The sequence below is a fragment of the Pseudomonas sp. Irchel 3A5 genome, assembly GCF_900187575.1.
GTDB classification, from domain to species: Bacteria; Pseudomonadota; Gammaproteobacteria; order Pseudomonadales; family Pseudomonadaceae; genus Aquipseudomonas; species Aquipseudomonas folii.
Genome location: NZ_FYDU01000003.1, coordinates 372,504 through 388,990 on the forward strand (window position 1 = coordinate 372,504; position 16,487 = coordinate 388,990).

19 protein-coding genes and 1 tRNA gene are annotated in these 16,487 nt (G+C 55.2%); 1 reads left to right on the plus strand and 19 read right to left on the minus strand.

Annotated elements, in window-relative coordinates; translation table 11 throughout:
- Positions 1-577 precede the first annotated feature (577 nt).
- The 17 genes from CKW31_RS06465 to CKW31_RS06545 form a co-directional block, all read right to left on the minus strand.
- Positions 578-653, minus strand: a tRNA-Lys gene (locus tag CKW31_RS06465).
- Between the two features lie 63 nt (positions 654-716).
- The gene (queC, locus tag CKW31_RS06470; RefSeq protein ID WP_176469797.1) at positions 717-1,391 is read right to left on the minus strand and encodes a 7-cyano-7-deazaguanine synthase QueC; all 675 of its coding nucleotides are present in this window, start codon (positions 1,389-1,391) and stop codon (positions 717-719) included.
- Positions 1,392-1,407: 16 nt separating this feature from the next.
- On the minus strand, positions 1,408-2,055 hold the full coding sequence (gene queE / locus CKW31_RS06475; RefSeq protein ID WP_095093631.1) for a 7-carboxy-7-deazaguanine synthase QueE: 648 nt from the start codon (positions 2,053-2,055) through the stop codon (positions 1,408-1,410).
- Positions 2,056-2,229: 174 nt separating this feature from the next.
- Positions 2,230-3,048: a tol-pal system protein YbgF gene (gene ybgF, locus CKW31_RS06480; RefSeq protein ID WP_095093544.1), complete on the minus strand. Its 819-nt coding sequence runs from the start codon at positions 3,046-3,048 to the stop codon at positions 2,230-2,232.
- Positions 3,049-3,054: 6 nt separating this feature from the next.
- Entirely contained in the window at positions 3,055-3,555 is a 501-nt protein-coding gene (pal, locus tag CKW31_RS06485) for a peptidoglycan-associated lipoprotein Pal (RefSeq protein WP_027899119.1), read from the minus strand.
- A 57-nt stretch (positions 3,556-3,612) separates the two neighbouring features.
- Positions 3,613-4,863: a Tol-Pal system beta propeller repeat protein TolB gene (gene tolB, locus CKW31_RS06490; protein ID WP_231665751.1), complete on the minus strand. Its 1,251-nt coding sequence runs from the start codon at positions 4,861-4,863 to the stop codon at positions 3,613-3,615.
- 50 nt (positions 4,864-4,913) lie between these two features.
- The gene (gene tolA, locus CKW31_RS06495; protein WP_087274352.1) at positions 4,914-5,993 is read right to left on the minus strand and encodes a cell envelope integrity protein TolA; all 1,080 of its coding nucleotides are present in this window, start codon (positions 5,991-5,993) and stop codon (positions 4,914-4,916) included.
- Positions 5,993-6,457, minus strand: a complete 465-nt coding sequence (gene tolR, locus CKW31_RS06500) for a protein TolR (RefSeq protein ID WP_027898230.1) — start codon at positions 6,455-6,457, stop codon at positions 5,993-5,995. The genes tolA and tolR overlap by 1 nt, the downstream gene beginning before the upstream one ends.
- A gap of 14 nt (positions 6,458-6,471) precedes the next feature.
- Complete coding sequence (gene tolQ, locus CKW31_RS06505) at positions 6,472-7,167, minus strand: protein TolQ (RefSeq protein ID WP_095093546.1); 696 nt, start codon at positions 7,165-7,167, stop codon at positions 6,472-6,474.
- Positions 7,157-7,624, minus strand: coding sequence for a tol-pal system-associated acyl-CoA thioesterase (gene ybgC / locus CKW31_RS06510; protein WP_027898228.1), 468 nt, complete (start codon positions 7,622-7,624; stop codon positions 7,157-7,159). The genes tolQ and ybgC overlap by 11 nt, the downstream gene beginning before the upstream one ends.
- 138 nt (positions 7,625-7,762) lie before the next feature.
- Positions 7,763-8,821, minus strand: a complete 1,059-nt coding sequence (ruvB, locus tag CKW31_RS06515; RefSeq protein ID WP_095093547.1) for a Holliday junction branch migration DNA helicase RuvB — start codon at positions 8,819-8,821, stop codon at positions 7,763-7,765.
- Positions 8,822-9,430, minus strand: a complete 609-nt coding sequence (gene ruvA, locus CKW31_RS06520) for a Holliday junction branch migration protein RuvA (protein WP_095093548.1) — start codon at positions 9,428-9,430, stop codon at positions 8,822-8,824.
- A 144-nt stretch (positions 9,431-9,574) separates the two neighbouring features.
- Entirely contained in the window at positions 9,575-10,099 is a 525-nt protein-coding gene (ruvC, locus tag CKW31_RS06525; RefSeq protein WP_027898225.1) for a crossover junction endodeoxyribonuclease RuvC, read from the minus strand.
- A gap of 128 nt (positions 10,100-10,227) precedes the next feature.
- Positions 10,228-10,974: a YebC/PmpR family DNA-binding transcriptional regulator gene (locus tag CKW31_RS06530; RefSeq protein ID WP_095093549.1), complete on the minus strand. Its 747-nt coding sequence runs from the start codon at positions 10,972-10,974 to the stop codon at positions 10,228-10,230.
- A 136-nt stretch (positions 10,975-11,110) separates the two neighbouring features.
- Entirely contained in the window at positions 11,111-12,886 is a 1,776-nt protein-coding gene (gene aspS, locus CKW31_RS06535) for an aspartate--tRNA ligase (RefSeq protein ID WP_095093550.1), read from the minus strand.
- 317 nt (positions 12,887-13,203) lie between these two features.
- Complete coding sequence (locus CKW31_RS06540) at positions 13,204-13,545, minus strand: ribbon-helix-helix domain-containing protein (RefSeq protein ID WP_176469798.1); 342 nt, start codon at positions 13,543-13,545, stop codon at positions 13,204-13,206.
- Positions 13,546-13,885: 340 nt separating this feature from the next.
- A complete protein-coding gene (locus CKW31_RS06545) occupies positions 13,886-14,359 on the minus strand; it encodes a Dps family protein (RefSeq protein ID WP_027898221.1) in 474 nt (157 codons plus the stop codon).
- A 379-nt stretch (positions 14,360-14,738) separates the two neighbouring features.
- Here CKW31_RS06545 and CKW31_RS30200 point away from each other — a divergent pair, with 379 nt between their 5' ends.
- Positions 14,739-15,341, plus strand: a complete 603-nt coding sequence (locus CKW31_RS30200) for a cold-shock protein (protein ID WP_162874446.1) — start codon at positions 14,739-14,741, stop codon at positions 15,339-15,341.
- A gap of 71 nt (positions 15,342-15,412) precedes the next feature.
- Here CKW31_RS30200 and CKW31_RS06555 read toward each other — a convergent pair whose 3' ends face one another.
- Entirely contained in the window at positions 15,413-15,619 is a 207-nt protein-coding gene (locus tag CKW31_RS06555; protein WP_095093551.1) for a SlyX family protein, read from the minus strand.
- Complete coding sequence (locus CKW31_RS06560) at positions 15,616-16,047, minus strand: HIT domain-containing protein (RefSeq protein WP_095093552.1); 432 nt, start codon at positions 16,045-16,047, stop codon at positions 15,616-15,618. Before CKW31_RS06560 ends, CKW31_RS06555 begins: the two co-directional genes overlap by 4 nt.
- Positions 16,048-16,487: the final 440 nt, after the last annotated feature.

Here is a 16,487-nt window from a genome sequence, read left to right on the forward strand (position 1 = left end):
TGATGATCAACCTGAAGATGCATTGATGATTAGAGCGAAGAAAATCTACCAAGCGGAAACATACCTGCAACAGGAGGCGATAAGCTCAGAAGAGTTGGATCGCCTGCTGTCACACTTGGCTGAGTGGCTTTAGCAACGAAGAGGCAATGCAACCCCATCTCCAGCACTGAACAACGACCAGAAAATTACCTCACAGCTTAATCAGCTGGCCCAGATGACCAGCTGGAACAATCATTAAAGGCAATTGCTAATGACACCGTTGGGGGCGGCCAAGAGGGGGAAGTCTTGCGAAGGATCGCATTGCTGAAGCCTTCGTAAGCTGCCAGATATCGAGCTGACGCTGTAAATTTAGTATCGCTTGCCCTTGGGGGGCAGTCGTATGAGGCGTGCGGCTCGAACAAGTTCTATTTGCAGAGCTACGCTATGTTTCGCGGTAGACGGCTACTTGCATGGGTACCTGAGCATTCGGAATCAAAGGTATACCGTCGCCAGGCTGATAAGGCCAATCGTACAGGCAAAAAAAAACCTGAAAATCCTCACTTGCGTGGGCCTTCCAGGTTTTCAAACTGCTAAAAAATGGTGGGTCGTGTGGGATTCGAACCTACGACCAATTGGTTAAAAGCCAACTGCTCTACCAACTGAGCTAACGACCCTCTGTTGCGTGGCGCGTATATTACTGATTTATATGAGTAATTCAACACCTAATTTCAATTATTTTAAAAATATCGTGTCGGGTCGCTGATTCCGGCGGCTGCGAAGCCTTCTGCACGCAAACGACAGCTGTCACATTTGCGGCATGCACGGCCTTGATCGTCAGCCTGATAGCAGGAAACAGTCAGGCCATAATCAACGCCTAGACGCACGCCAGCCTTGACGATATCGGCCTTGCTCAGATTCTGCAGCGGCGCCTGAATGGTGAACCCCTGCCCCTCTACACCCGCCTTGGTGGCGAGGTTGGCCATGCGCTCGAACGACTCGATGAACTCAGGTCGGCAATCCGGGTAACCCGAGTAGTCCACAGCGTTGACGCCTATGAAGATGTCACGCGCGCCGAGCACTTCCGCCCAGCCCAGCGCCAATGACAGAAACACAGTGTTGCGTGCAGGGACATAAGTCACCGGAATGCCTTCGCCCGGCGTTTCAGGAACTGCGATGGAATCGTCGGTGAGTGCCGAGCCACCAATGCCATTGAGATTCAGGCCGATGACCTTGTGCTCGACCACGCCCAGATCGCGTGCAACACGCGCTGCCGCATCGAGTTCGGCGCGATGACGCTGACCGTAATCAAAACTCATGGTGTAGCAGGTATAGCCCTGCTCACGCGCCATCGCGACGACAGTGGCCGAGTCGAGGCCGCCAGACAGGAGGATTACCGCTCTTTTTTCAGTCATGGTTGATTCACTCATTTCAGCGCCCTGGCTCATCGTTCCAGAGAAATTTATGCAGCTGCATTTGCAGGCGTACAGGCAGGTTGTCGGCGACGATCCAGTCTGCGAGGTCGCGGGCGTTCAGTTGGTGATGGCTGGGCGAGAACAATACTTCGCCCGCTCGACTTTCCAGAGCGTACTGAATGAGCTTGGAGACGGCCCAGTCGTAGTCCTCACGAGAGCAAAGCACGAACTTGACCTGATCGTTGGGCGTCAACAGCTCGATGTTCTCGTAGCGGTTGCGAGTGACTTCCATGGAACCTGGAGTTTTCAGGTCCACGACGCGACTGACACGCGGGTCAACAGCCGAAATATCCAGCGCGCCACTGGTTTCCAGAGACACCTCATAGCCTGCATCACAGAGACGCTTGAGCAGTGGGATGGCATTGGGCTGAGCAAGCGGCTCACCGCCAGTCACACAGACATAGCGTGGGCGATAATCAGCCACCTGACCGAGTATGTCGTCCAGTGTCTGAATGGTGCCGCCAGTGAATGCATAGGCGCTGTCGCAGTATTGGCAACGAAGCGGGCAGCCTGTAAGCCGCACAAAAACAGTGGGCAAGCCGGCGGTGCGAGTCTCACCCTGCAGAGAGTAAAAGACTTCGGTGATACGTAACGTTTCTTGCATATAGGCCACGGGCGTAACAGCTAAACAGGCCGTCCGCCTCCGTCAGGCACTTCAAAGCACCCTGCAATGGCAGAATCCAGAGAAGCGTATTTAAAAGTACCGAAAATTCGGGTGCCGAATTCTAACGAAAAAAGCCGCGACAAGCGCGGCTTTCTTGAATTACGGGTCAGAACCTTAAAGTCGCTGAAGATCCCGCTGTGCCAGCTGAGCGGCGGATGTACCCGGATACTGAGCTACAACCTGCTGCAAAATGCCTTTGACCTTATCGGTATTACCGAGACGGCGCTCAACATCAGCAAGCTTGTACAGCGAATCAGGCACCTTGGCATGCTTCGGGTAAAGCTGGCTGACTTTGGCAAACGCCTGACCTGCACCTTGCAGATCACCTTTGGCCAGGTTCACTTCACCCAGCCAGTACTGAGCGTTGCCCGCGTATGAGCTGTTTGGATATTTGCGAAGGAAGGCACCGAAAGCCTGACTGGCCTTGTCGAAATCCTTGGCTTTGATCAGATCGAAGGCAGCTTCGTAATAAAGCTTTTCCTTCGCTGGATCAGGTGGTTCAGTGCCCGCCGACGGCGCTTGCGCAGCCGGGGCAGCAGGCGTACCGCTGGCGTTGATATCAGCGCCAGCCGGTTGAGAATTATTGGAAGCACCTGCGGCTGCGCCGCCTGCTCCTATGCGTGAATCCAGATCCTGATACCGCTCAAGCGCTTCTTGTTTCATGCGCTGGATATCGTTCTGCTGAACCTCGACCATACCGCGCAAACGCGCGATTTCGTCTTGCATCTGTTGCAGCTGCATGAACAGCTGACCTTGTGCCGAGGGCTGGGCCGTAACCCCTCCCCCGGCATAGGCGCCAGACGTGCCATAACCAGCTGGCGGATAACTGCTGCTGCCAGAGCCAGAATTGTTATCGACCACAGGAACCGCACCCCACGCAGCAAGTGGAAGGGTGAGGGCCAAAACGGTTAGAGCACGTCGGCACGTTCGCATGTCAAATTACTTACGCAGTTCGACGCGACGGTTTTGAGCCCAGGACTGCTCGTCGTTGCCGGTAGCAACTGGACGCTCTTCGCCGTAGGAAACCAGTTCCAGCTGAGCTGGGGAAACACCTTGCAGAACCAGGTAGCGTTGAACGGCTTTCGCACGACGCTCGCCCAGTGCCATGTTGTACTCGCGAGTACCACGTTCGTCGGTGTTGCCTTCCAGAACTACGCGAGCGCCATTGCCTTTCAGGTCTTTGGCGTGAACGTCCAGAGCGCGCATGGCTTCTGGCTTCAGGTCCGAACTGTCGTATTCGAAGTAGAAAGTGGTGATTGCGCGCAGAGCAGCTTCTTCGCTCAGGCTGCCATCAACGGCACCAGTGTTTGCGCCGTAACCAGCGTTAGGATCAACAGCAGCGCCTTCGCCAGCGTTGTCGCCGCCTTTGGAAGAGCAACCTACAGCTACAGCCATGGCCAGAGCCAGCGCAGCAAATTTACCAAACTTCAGCATTTCCATCGTGAAACTCCTAATGAACCCCAGTGTGTTAAGCAAATCTTTTTGTGTAGCGCCGCGTCAGTTCAGGTAAGGGGACCAGGAAGGTTCTCTGACTTCGCCTTGAGCGGTAGGAAGCGGGAGCCTTACGCGTCCATTAATGGACACGAGCATCAAGACTCCCCGGCCCTGCTGGCGGGTGGCGTAGATTACCATGGTGCCGTTGGGCGCAACAGTAGGCGACTCATCAAGGTTGCTATCTGTGAGGATTTTTACGCTTCCGCGGGCCAAATCCTGCACTGCCACCTTGAAATTAGTGAAGCCGTCCTGCCGGTGAATCATTACCAGCGTCTTTTCATCAGCTGACAATTTCGGGTTGGCGTTGTAGTTGCCGACGAAAGTGACTCGTTCAGCACCACCACCATTAATATTTGTCTTGTAGATCTGCGGCTTGCCGCCACGGTCCGACGTGAAGTACAGCGTCGAGCCGTCTTTGCCGAAGAACGGTTCTGTATCGATGGATGAATCGTTGGTCACGCGGCTCAGCTGACGCGAGGCCAGATTCATCACGTAAATTTCCGGGTTACCGTCCTTCGACAATACGAATGCCAGTTTCGTGCCATCAGGCGACCATGCAGGCGCGCCATTGAGGCCTTCGAAGTTGGTGATTTGCTCGCGGCGACCGGTATCGATGTGTTGGACGAAGATGCGCGGACGCTTCTGCTCGAACGATACATAGGCGATGCGCTTGCCATCCGGCGCAAAGCGCGGCGACAGGATCGGCTCACGGGATTGCAGCAGGGTCACTGCGCGGGCACCGTCGTAATCCGAACGCTGCAAAGTGAAGCGCGTATTGTTTTCGGAGAAGCGTTCGGCAGTCACGTACAGCATGCGGGTAGAGAAAGCCCCCTTGATGCCGGTCAGTTTCTCGAACGACTGGTCCGCAATGTAGTGCGACATGTCGCGCAACTGGTCAGTCGTGCCGGACACATTACCGGTCAGCACCTGCTGCTCGGTTGCCACGTTGAACAGCGCATATTGCACCTGCAGACGACCGCCTGCTGGCACGATATTGCCAACCATCACGTACTGCGCACCCAGTGCTTTCCAGTCACGGAAAATGACTTCGCTGGCCTGGCTTGGCTGGCTGATCATGTTCTGACGCGGAATTGGCGCGTAATAACCCGAATTGCGCAGGTCGTTGCCGATGATTTCCGACATGTCCTCTGGCAGTACGTTGCCGCCCTGCCAGCCAAAAGGCACAACCGCAATAGGCGTGGCACGGTCACTGCCGCTGGTGACCAGAATGTTCTTCTCTTCTGCGCCAACCATACCGGCCGCACAACAGAGAACGACTACTAGCAGTCCTCGAAAAAGCTTGATCACAAGGCTAGATCTCCAGGTGTAAATGTCATCTTGAATGAACGATAGGGAGCGAAGTCCGCGGCCTTCATACCCTGCATTTCTGTCAAACGGCCAATATTCTTGACTGCTGCGACTGCTGAACTGTCAAACGGCCCGTCTCCACTGGACTTGGCAACCGATACCGAGGCAATGGTGCCATCCGGCAACATACCAATCTGCAGTGTTACGGACATGTTGTTACGTGCTGACGGTGGTCGACTCCAGCCCTCGGAGGCTCGAACACGAATCAAATCGTCGAAACTACCCGCGACCTCATCACCTTGCTCATCCGCCAATGCCTGTTGCCGCTCCGGTTTATCGGACAGCAAGTCAGCCAAGGCCTGAGCCTTTTTGTCTTCAGCAGATTTACGGGCTGCTTCCTGCGCCTTCTTGGCAGCATCGGCAGTGGCTTTTTTCTTCGCGTCGTCAGCTGCTTTCTTTTTAGCGTCTTCGGCAGCCTTTTTCTTGGCATCCTCAGCCGCTTTTTTCTTCGCGTCGTCGGCGGCCTGTTTCTTGGCTTCCTCGGCTGCAGCTTTCTTGGCGTCTTCCTCGGCCTTTTTCTTGGCGTCGTCTTCAGCTTTTTTCTTGGCTATGTCGGCCAGCTGCTTTTCTTCAGCTTTTTTGGCATCAGCCTTCTTGGCTTCATCAGCTTTCTTCGCTTCGTCGGCTTTTTTCGCTTCCGCCGCTTTCTGCGCTGCTTCTTCAGCCTTCTGTTCTTCCGCTTTTTGAGCAGCCTCTTCTTTCTTTTGTTCCGCAGCTTTTACAGCTTCCTGCTTTTCCTGCTCGACTTTCTTCTGTTCCAGTTGCTCGACTTCAGTCTGTCGTGCAGCGGTCTTTTTCGCCTCGCCGGCAATTTTCTGGTTGGTCTGGGTCGTCGCCTGACTCTTGGACTTGAGCTGGTACAGGGTCGCCTGCACGATAGGCTTGGCTTCCGGCAATTCCGGAGTCATGGCAAAGCTGACAAACAGCAAGCCAAAAATCAGGACATGCAACGCCACGGCCCAGACACTAGGCCAGAAATAATTCTCCGAGGCGGACGGCTCTCGAATTGGCTGCATCAGGGGGCCTCAGTAATCAAGCCGACATTCCCGACCCCTGCCTTCTGCAGCCCACCCATGGTGCCCATGACCGAACCGTAATCCACGGTTTTGTCGCCACGAATGAAAACCTGCGTCTGCTTGCCGGCATCACGCCCGGCGGCAACGATTTTGGTAACGGCCGACGTCAGCTGCGGCAAGGTCATCGCCTTGTCCATCTGCTTATCGGTGTCGACTTCGCTGCCAAGGTTCCAGTAATAGGTCTTGTCAGCCTTGATCGAAATGGTCAGGACCTGATTGTTGTTGTCTTGCGGCAAAGCCTCACTGGAGACTTTGGGCAAATCGACTTTCACGCCCTGATTGATCATGGGAGCGGTGACCATGAAGATGACCAGCAGCACCAACATCACGTCGATGTATGGCACTACGTTCATTTCGGCGACCGGCTTGCGTTTTCTGCGGCGATCTCGAGCGATTAAAGCCATTGGGAATTACCTGCTCACTCTTCGCTGGTGTGCACTTTACGGTGCAGGATGGCCTGGAATTCATCGGCGAAGGTGTAGTAACGACTAATCAAGGTTTCGCTGCGAGCGGCAAAACGGTTGTAGGCGATTACTGCAGGGATCGCCGCGAACAGGCCAATGGCTGTTGCGATCAGTGCTTCGGCAATGCCGGGTGCAACGGTGGCGAGTGTCGCCTGTTGCGCCGTGGCCAGACCGCGGAAGGAGTTCATGATCCCCCAGACGGTACCGAACAAGCCGATGTACGGGCTGACGGAGCCAACGGTGGCCAGATAAGGCAGACCCGCTTCGAGCTTCTCTTCCTCACGCGAGATGGCAACACGCATGGCACGAGCCACGCCTTCCATCACGGCCTCTGGATCGACACCTGCCTGCTGACGCAGACGCGAGAACTCTTTGAAGCCGGCACGGAAGATCTGCTCCACACCCGAATCCGGGTCTGGATTGCTGCCCGCCTGACGGTACAGTTTGGACAGATCGATACCGGACCAGAAACGCTCCTCGAAGCTGTCCAATGCCCGGCGTCCAGCACGCAGCATGTTGCTGCGCTGAAAAATCATGATCCATGAAGTGACTGAAGCAGCCACCAGGATCAGCATAACTAACTGAACGACAATGCTGGCATTACTGACCAAACTCCACATGGAGGAATGGTCGACGACGTTAGCTTCCACGCTTGCTCTCCTGCTCTGTATGTGTGCCCGCGCCGCCCTGGCCGGCAAAGGCCGTACGCAGAGCTTCGGGAATGGCCCGGGGTTTCAAACTATCGGCGTTTACACACGCCACCAAAAACTGCCCCTCACAGAGCAGCGTTGCATCCGCAGCCCGCCTGACTTCCTGTTTGAAGCGCAGACTGACACGGTTCAATTCGATTACTTCAGCGCTGACCAGCAATTCGTCATCCAATCGCGCCGGCTTGTGATACCGAGCCTCGCTGGAATGCACAACGAACAACAAGCCTTCCTTCGCCATTGAGGATTGGGCAAAACCCAACTCCCGCAGCCGTTCGGTACGAGCCCGTTCCATGAATTTCAGATAATTGACGTAATAGACAATGCCGCCAGCATCGGTGTCCTCGTAATAAACGCGACAGCGATGTGCGAACGACTGAACCCCGTTTTGCGCGCGCATACTCTAGTGCTTACTCCTCAGGTTGCCAATCCGCCACGGCAACTGTTTTTCAACGTTTCACCGGTTATTTCCTGTCAGCCTGACGCAGTTGCCAGTCTGACCGCGCAAACCCTGAATAAATCAGTGTTTTACGCTTTTTTAAATGTCTTCATCTGCAACAAATTGTTCAGCCCCCGGCATCTCCCCCATTCGGGACGGAATATTCAACCCGAAGTGCAGATACGCATGCCGGGTCACGACCCGCCCACGCGGTGTGCGCATGATATAGCCTTGCTGGATCAAATAGGGTTCCAACACATCTTCAATGGTATGGCGCTCTTCGCTGATGGCCGCAGCGAGGCTGTCGACACCCACCGGGCCGCCATCAAATTTTTCGATCATGGTCAGCAGCAAACGCCGGTCCTGATGATCGAAACCGCGTTCGTCGACATCCAGCAGATTGAGAGCAAGGTCTGCGATAGGCTTGGTTATCTCGCCCTTGCCGCGCACTTCGGCGAAATCCCGCACCCGACGCAGTAGACGGTTGGCAATCCGCGGCGTGCCACGAGCCCGACGAGCGATCTCGAATGCGCCCTCCGGCTCGATCGGCAAACCGAGAATCCCCGCAGAACGCGAGACGATGGTTGCCAGATCCGCGATGCTGTAAAACTCCAGACGCTGCACGATACCAAAACGGTCACGCAACGGATTGGTCAGCATGCCCGCCCGGGTGGTAGCCCCTACCAACGTGAACGGTGGCAAGTCGAGCTTGATCGAGCGAGCCGCGGGGCCTTCACCGATCATGATGTCGAGCTGAAAGTCTTCCATCGCGGGGTACAGCACTTCCTCGACGATAGGCGAAAGCCGGTGAATCTCGTCGATAAACAGCACATCGTTGGGCTCAAGATTGGTCAGGATCGCGGCAAGGTCGCCCGGACGCTCCAGCACGGGACCGGACGTACTTTTGATCGACACCGACATTTCCTGGGCAATGATATTGGCCAGTGTGGTCTTGCCCAGACCGGGCGGACCGAAGATCAGGGTGTGATCCAGCGCTTCGTTACGTCCGCGAGCGGCCTGGATGAAAAGCTCCATCTGCTCGCGCACCGTTGGCTGACCAATATAGTCGGCAAGGCTCAGCGGCCGAATGGCGCGATCAATCTGTTCATCACGATCACGCCCGCCAGTGGCGGTTATCAGGCGGTCAGCATCAATCACTTAAGCCATTCCCTTCAAGGCACGTCGAATCAAATCAGCACTGCTCAAATCTTTTTCCTTGATTGCGGAAACAGCTTTGCTGGCTTCCTGAGGCTTGTAGCCCAGAGAAATAAGCGCACTGACCGCATCGTTTTCGGCGGTCGCCACCGGCTCTGGCGCATTCGGACCACTGGATACCAGCGTAAAGGTCCCAGGCAGGGTTTCCCATGCCTTGAAACGATCCTTGAGTTCAACCAGCAAACGTTCGGCGGTCTTTTTCCCAACGCCTGGAATGCGAGTCAGCGCTGAGGTGTCCTGAGCCTGAACGCAACGCACCAGTTCATCAACCTCCAGACCCGACATCAAGGCCAGCGCCAGTTTCGGGCCAACGCCATTAAGGCGTATCAATTCACGAAACAGCTCGCGCTCGCGCTTTTCATAAAAGCCGTACAGCAGGTGCGCATCTTCACGGACGACCAGGTGCGTGTGCAGCGTCACCGGCTCGCCGACGTGCGGCAAGCGATAAAGCGTGGTCATCGGGACCTCGATCTCATAGCCAACGCCATTTACATCAAGCACCAGGTGCGGCGGCTGTTTCTCAGCCAAAAAGCCGCGTAAGCGTCCAATCACGTATCAGATCCTTTCGTATTGCCGGTCAGACCGCGTGACCGGCGCGAAATAATGGTCGCAATCATTGCAGGCGTGACAAGATCCGCCAGCAGAAATATTCAAGAAGATGATGCTACCAGAGACACAGCACCACTATTGCACGCATTAGAGGCGCAGCCGACCGCCTCGGCTGCGCGCCGTGTTCAAGCCGTGAGGAATCAGGCTTGAACGCGTATGCGCGTGACACAGGGCGATGGCCAGCGCATCAGAGGCATCGATTTGCGGCTTTTGGGTCAACTTGAGCAAATGCATGACCATCATCATGACCTGCTCTTTATTTGCGCCCCCGGTTCCTGCAACCGCCTGCTTGACCTGAGTCGCCGAATATTCGGCAATCTCCAGCCCCTCCTCTGCCCCCGCAACAATCGCGGCACCCCGTGCCTGGCCCAACTTGAGAGCCGAGTCGGCATTGCGCGCCATAAAGACCTTTTCAATGCCCATGGTCACAGGGCCGTAGGTTTGAATGACTTCCCGCACCCCACGAAACACGATCTGCAAACGTTCATGCAGCTCGCCACTGCCTGTTCGAATACAACCCGACGCCACATAAACACAGCCACGCCCGGTATCTCGTACCACGCCGTAACCAGTGATTCGTGAACCGGGGTCAATACCAAGAATAAGAGTCATAACGCCTGCAGCTTGAGAAGTGTTGCCAGCAAAGGTCGCAGCATAAAGGCAGAAGCCGGGGGCCGATAGCAATGTTGGCAACATCGCTATCGGCCCCCGGCTTCGCATTCAGGACTGAAAGCGCCCTGTCAGCCCAGCTGCTCCATGACCTCGTCCGGAATTTCCGCATTGGAATAAACGTTCTGCACGTCATCCAGGTCTTCGAGCATGTCGATCAGCTTGAGCACCTTTTCTGCTGTTTCCAGATCAAGTACCGCGCTGGTCGTCGGCAACATGACGATTTCAGCGTCCGTAGCGGTGAAACCTGCAGCCTCAAGGGCGTTGCGCACCGCGTAAAAACCCGCGAATGAAGTAAATACGTCAATGCTGCCGTCTTCATTGGTAACGACATCATCGGCGTCCGCCTCCATGGCAGCCTCGATCAAGGCATCTTCATCAACACCTGCAGCAAAGGATATCTGGCCTTTGCGATCAAACAGATAAGCGACGGAACCATCAGTGCCAAGGTTGCCCCCACACTTGGTGAAGGCATGGCGTACAGCCGCTGCCGTGCGATTACGGTTGTCAGTCATGGTTTCAACCATGATCGCCACGCCGCCCGGGCCGTAGCCTTCGTAGCCCAGCTCTTCAACGTCATCACCATCTGCTGCACCGGTGCCACGGGCCACTGCGCGATCGATGGTGTCACGGGTCATGTTCGCACCAAGCGCCTTGTCCAGCGCCAGGCGCAGACGAGGGTTGGAGCCGGGATCACCACCACCCTGACGGGCAGCGACGGTCAGCTCACGGATCCACTTGGTGAAAATCTTGCCTTTCTTGGCATCCTGACGCTCTTTGCGGTGCTTGATGTTCGCCCACTTAGAATGACCTGCCATATCTCGCTCCAGATTCTTTTTTCAAACACCTTCGCCTTTCGCCCAACGATAAACAGGCAAAAGGGTTTACTTGACCGGGGGTGTAACCATGCAAGGGCGCGCTCACGTCAAACGACGGAACGCGCCTCAGCGAGCGTTACTCAGCTTTAGGCTGTTCACGCAAACGGATATGCAGCTCACGCAGTGCCTTGGCATCTACAACACCTGGAGCCTGGGTCATGACGTCAGCAGCGCTCTGGGTTTTAGGGAACGCGATCACTTCACGAATGGACTGCGCGCCGGTCATGAGCATGACCAGACGATCCAGACCGAACGCCAGACCACCGTGCGGTGGTGCGCCGTACTTCAGGGCGTCGAGCAGGAAGCCGAACTTCTCCTGCTGCTCGTCTTCGGCAATACCCAGCAAGCGGAAGACCGCCTGTTGCATTTCCTTGCGATGGATACGGATCGAACCGCCACCCAGCTCGGTGCCGTTGAGTACCATGTCGTAGGCACGGGACAGAGCGGTTGCCGGGTTGGCTTCCAGTTCTTCCGGGGTGCACTTCGGTGCGGTAAACGGGTGGTGCAATGCAGTGAAGCTACCGTCTTCGTTCTCTTCGAACATCGGGAAGTCCACAACCCACATAGGAGCCCACTCACAGGTGTGCAGCTTGAAGTCGTTACCCACCTTGATCCGCAACGCGCCAAGGGCTTCGCTGACGATCTTGGCCTTGTCAGCCCCGAAGAACACGATATCGCCATCGACCGCGCCCACACGATCAAGGATCACGTTGAGGTTGGCTTCCGGGATGTTCTTGACGATTGGCGACTGCAGACCTTCAACACCGGCAGCACGCTCATTGACCTTGATGTACGCAAGGCCCTTGGCACCGTAGATGCTGACGAACTTGGTGTAGTCGTCGATCTGCTTGCGCGGAATGCTCGCCCCGCCTGGAACGCGCAGCGCGGCAATACGGCATTTCGGATCGTTGGCCGGGCCGCTGAACACCTTGAAATCAACGTCCTTGAGCTGATCGGCAACGTCGACCAGTTCCAGCGGGTTACGCAGGTCCGGTTTGTCGGAGCCATAACGGCGCATGGCTTCTTCGAAAGTCATGTGCGGGAAGTCACCGAACTCCAGGTCCAGTACTTCCTTGAACAGCTGACGAATCATTTTCTCGGTCAAACCGATGATGTCTTCTTCATTGAGGAAGCTGGTTTCAATGTCGATCTGGGTGAATTCCGGCTGGCGGTCGGCACGCAGGTCTTCATCGCGGAAGCACTTGGCGATCTGGTAGTAGCGGTCAAAGCCGGCAACCATCAGCAACTGTTTGAACAGCTGAGGGGATTGCGGCAAGGCAAAGAAGCTGCCCGGGTGTGTGCGGCTAGGCACCAGATAGTCACGAGCCCCTTCCGGAGTAGCGCGAGTCAGGATCGGCGTTTCGACATCCAGGAAGCCGTTGTCATCCAGGTAGCGACGGATGCTGGTAGTAATGCGCGAACGCAGACGCAGCTTCTCGGCCATTTCCGGGCGACGCAGGTCGATAAAGCGATAGCGCAGACGGGTTTCTTCGCCGACATCGGAGTATTCGTTGAGCGGGAACGGCGGGGTTTCCGACTCGTTCAGCACTTCCAGCTCATAACCGAGCACCTCGATGGCGCCGGACGCCATGTTGGCATTGACGGCACCGGCCGGGCGAGCACGCACCTTGCCGGTAAGCTTGACGACATACTCGCTGCGAACACGGTCGGCGGCAGCAAAGGTGTCTGCACGGTCAGGGTCAAACACCACCTGAGCCATACCTTCACGATCGCGGATGTCGAGGAAAATCACACCCCCGTGGTCACGACGGCGGTGGACCCATCCGCAAAGGGTAATTTCCTGACCTTCCAGGCTCTCGTTCAATTGGCCGCAATAATGGCTGCGCATCATGATGGTCTGTTCACTTCTCGTAATTCGAAATTCGGTGGAGCTTTCGCTCTTGGCTTGCGCTCAATAGTGCAAGAGCCCAGGCACGCGTTCAAGCAATCAGCCCGTCGCTGCGCACTACAGGCGCAGACGTGCCCGTTTTTGGCAAGGCCGGGGATTATATAGCGTTAATCAAGAGCGTGCAGCCGCGCGAAGCGAACCGATCAAGATAACTTGCTGCGGCTTGCCGCTCAGGTCAGCGCAGCCGCCACAGGCAAGCACTACAAACGCAGGCCCGCCGGGAAAGCGAGCCCGCAAAAATAGGGGGTACGTCAACTGCGTTACGCTTGTGTCAGATCCAGGCTGTCACCCTTCAAAAGATGAGCGACACATACGACTCTGATAAGGCCGCTGAAATTCTTTACGCCGCCATAGCGCAGATGTACTTCTCTGTCGATATAAGAAAGTACCGCATTGACAGAGCAATTATTTGATCTCGCAATCGTGGAGAGAATATTCCAGTACACATTTTCCAGACGCAGACAGGTTGCCAGACCATTCAGCCGCACCGACTTCGAATGCGGTTGAGCCAGCGCCATATTGAAATCTTCGACAAACGGATCATTGCAAATCTTCGCGTGACGTTTCAGGTCTTTTACGTCGCTTTCGACCTCTTGAACCATAGCGGCTTCCTCTAAACAATAAAATCGGGTCCCATGAGAAACATTTAAATATAAATAAATGCCCGTCTATCAGGCCCGATTTACGTTTTGATAACCAGCCGCATTAAGACTTAGAGTGTGTAGGACATGACCACAAAGTACTGAGGAATAAAGACTAAGTAGCGGTCACTAAACACTGACCACACCTAAAGGTAATGAATAGTTATGGAGTTACAAGAAAAGTGTCTCAGTTGAGCCGCAACGACACATGAGCCCTGAGCCAAGGGCGAAAGGATTAGCAGCCCGCGGAAGTCAGGCAGGCGAGTGCCAGGCACCACTCGCCTGACACTCGCCTGAATGGTTACTTGGTTTCCAGCATCGAGCGAAGCATCCACGCGGTTTTTTCGTGGACCTGCATTCTCTGCGTCAGCAAATCTGCAGTCGGCTCGTCGCTAACCTTATCCAGAAGAGGAAAGAGACTACGCGCAGTGCGCACTACAGCCTCTTGCCCCTGAACCAGACTTCTGATCATATCTTCGGCACCCGGCACACCCTCTTCTTCTTTGATAGAAGAAAGACGCGCGTACGTTGTATAAGTGCCCGGAGCCGGGAAGCCCAGTGCACGAATACGTTCAGCAATGGAATCAACCGCCAGAGCCAGTTCGTTGTACTGCTCTTCAAACATCAGATGCAGGGTACGAAACATCGGGCCACTGACGTTCCAGTGGAAGTTATGAGTCTTCAAGTAAAGCACGTAGGTATCTGCGAGCAAATGAGAAAGACCATCGACGATTGACTTGCGATTCTCTTCGCTGATACCGATATCGATTGCCATGTATTTCCCCTTTCAATTGATGGTTTTAATCCAGCAGGTACAGGGGTCACTGTATCAAGACGCAGAGCAGGACGCAGCCCTGCATTGCAAATACCTGCCCCTTGCGGCAGCCAGAACGCAGAATCCCTGATCGTGGACAGCGGACACCGCCCGTCGCTTTGTCACGTCCGGGGCTGCAACTGTGCGATGTAACGCAAGCTGTTGATTTGAGTAGCTCTGAGCTTTGCTGTTAAATACACCGCGTGTCGCGACAGCTGATTGATCAGGCTGCCGCGCATAGGCTGAAAGATCACGCGTGCCTCACGCCTCAACTTTTCAAGAAGCGTACCGGGTGCCTTCAGCTATTTCCTTGCGATCCATCTTAATGTGAGTCATCAACATGTTGAAAATAGTCCACCTGCTAACGGGAGCCGCAGCCCTGCTGCTTTCCTTTATCCCCAGCCTGCGCAGTGAAGCCTTGTCTTCGCTGCTGCAACCCGATGCGCTTTATCTGGCATTCTTCGGTCTGCTCAATCTTGTATTGGCACCCGTGATCCCCTACTGGAACAGAGGCCCACGTCACCATCTGCAAAATCTGGTCAGTGCATTACTCGTTCTCGCTGTTGTTCTTCAAATCCTGACCTTGCTTGTCCCCCTCGAAACCATCGCTGGTCAACCGGCAATCATCGCAGCGCTGACCGCAGCACTGATCGCAGTCGCCTTGCATCTGGCCGTCAGCTTTTATCGGTCATCTCCTTCACCTGTTGCACAAAGCCACGACATGACCAACCGCGATACGGGCACCGTAAAGTGGTTCAACACGTCCAAGGGCTTCGGCTTCATTTCCCGCGACTCCGGCGACGATATTTTCGTGCACTTCCGGGCCATTCGCGGTGAAGGTCACCGGGTACTGGTTGAAGGTCAACGCGTAGAGTTTTCGGTGATGAATCGCGACAAGGGCTTGCAGGCAGAGGATGTGATTGCCGCTTTGCCACGCCGCTGATTATTTCTGCCGCAATACAAAAAACGGCCTTCTATATATAGAAGGCCGTTTTTTTTGTGTTGAGCAAAAGCTCAATAATGAGGCGGCGGCTCATCCTCGCCGAAAATCTCGAACTGACTTCCCATTTCCTCCTGGCGCTTGAGCATTGCCGCGAATTGCTGCTGCAGGCGATCCAGGGCTCGCTGCTGAGCAACCAGTACGTCGTTCAACGCCTGAATCGTATCGTCCTGAAAAGCCAGTCGGCTCTCCAGATCGGTCACGCGCGCTTCAAGACTCATACCGACTCCTGCGCAAAGATGAAGTCCTTGACCAGAATCGTTCGTAGCTGATCCTTGATCAGCGAGAACTCCTGCGCCGTGTAAGGCTTGGCCGGATGCTTGCCCCAGACAGGCGCTGGCCAGGCGATGTCGATTCTCCGCCGCACGATCACATGCATGTGCAACTGACTGACGACGTTACCCAAAGCTGCCACATTAAGTTTGTCAGCGTTGAACAAGCCCTTCAGCTGCTCTGAAAGCACAGTCGTTTCCTGCCACAACTGCAATTGATCGTGCGCATCCAGTTGGAACACTTCGGAGATATCCGGACGCCGAGGCACCAGAATGAACCAGGGATAATTCGAATCATTGGACAGCAGCAGTCTGCACAGCGGGAAATCGCCGATCAGTAAAGTATCTTCTTGCAAACGTGAATCCAGAGCGAACACGAGTAACTCCTGATTTACAGGTTAGATTTGCGCCGATCTGTAGTTTAGATATCGCCGCATAGTAAGCAGGAGGATACGCGGGAAAAACCTCAACTTCACCGCTTACCTGATTCCCGGCCAGGTTTTGCCCCGTGCCTTGATTCCGGGTCTGGCCCGATCTGTTCGACAGCCCGTAGCTATACGCACCAGCAAACGCCTTGCCACGCAACAAATGCCCCTTTTTGGCACACACGTGTGAACGCGCTCGTTACAACAGCTGTTACGTATCGCTACAGCTCTAGTGGTCGAAACCGTGGCGACCGAAGCTGAAAAACGGATTGCGTCAGGAAAATGAAACGCGTTGGGCCAATTCAGGAATGACGCGCGAGAGCAAGGACCCACATTAATGCATCAAACGCAGTCACCGCACCAAAACAACCCACCTTCTATCCACGGATTGC

Bases quoted from the DNA above. Each gene is read 5' to 3' on its own strand.
- queC (WP_176469797.1), bottom strand. From the start codon at position 1,391: ATGACTGAAAAAAGAGCGGTAATCCTCCTGTCTGGCGGCCTCGACTCG.
- queE (WP_095093631.1), bottom strand. From the start codon at position 2,055: ATGCAAGAAACGTTACGTATCACCGAAGTCTTTTACTCTCTGCAGGGT.
- ybgF (WP_095093544.1), bottom strand. From the start codon at position 3,048: ATGCGAACGTGCCGACGTGCTCTAACCGTTTTGGCCCTCACCCTTCCA.
- pal (WP_027899119.1), bottom strand. From the start codon at position 3,555: ATGGAAATGCTGAAGTTTGGTAAATTTGCTGCGCTGGCTCTGGCCATG.
- tolB (WP_231665751.1), bottom strand. From the start codon at position 4,863: ATGGTTGGCGCAGAAGAGAAGAACATTCTGGTCACCAGCGGCAGTGAC.
- tolA (WP_087274352.1), bottom strand. From the start codon at position 5,993: ATGCAGCCAATTCGAGAGCCGTCCGCCTCGGAGAATTATTTCTGGCCT.
- tolR (WP_027898230.1), bottom strand. From the start codon at position 6,457: ATGGCTTTAATCGCTCGAGATCGCCGCAGAAAACGCAAGCCGGTCGCC.
- ybgC (WP_027898228.1), bottom strand. From the start codon at position 7,624: ATGCGCGCGCAAAACGGGGTTCAGTCGTTCGCACATCGCTGTCGCGTT.
- ruvC (WP_027898225.1), bottom strand. From the start codon at position 10,099: ATGACTCTTATTCTTGGTATTGACCCCGGTTCACGAATCACTGGTTAC.
- CKW31_RS06530 (WP_095093549.1), bottom strand. From the start codon at position 10,974: ATGGCAGGTCATTCTAAGTGGGCGAACATCAAGCACCGCAAAGAGCGT.
- aspS (WP_095093550.1), bottom strand. From the start codon at position 12,886: ATGATGCGCAGCCATTATTGCGGCCAATTGAACGAGAGCCTGGAAGGT.
- CKW31_RS06540 (WP_176469798.1), bottom strand. From the start codon at position 13,545: ATGGTTCAAGAGGTCGAAAGCGACGTAAAAGACCTGAAACGTCACGCG.
- CKW31_RS06545 (WP_027898221.1), bottom strand. From the start codon at position 14,359: ATGGCAATCGATATCGGTATCAGCGAAGAGAATCGCAAGTCAATCGTC.
- CKW31_RS30200 (WP_162874446.1), top strand. From the start codon at position 14,739: ATGTTGAAAATAGTCCACCTGCTAACGGGAGCCGCAGCCCTGCTGCTT.
- CKW31_RS06555 (WP_095093551.1), bottom strand. From the start codon at position 15,619: ATGAGTCTTGAAGCGCGCGTGACCGATCTGGAGAGCCGACTGGCTTTT.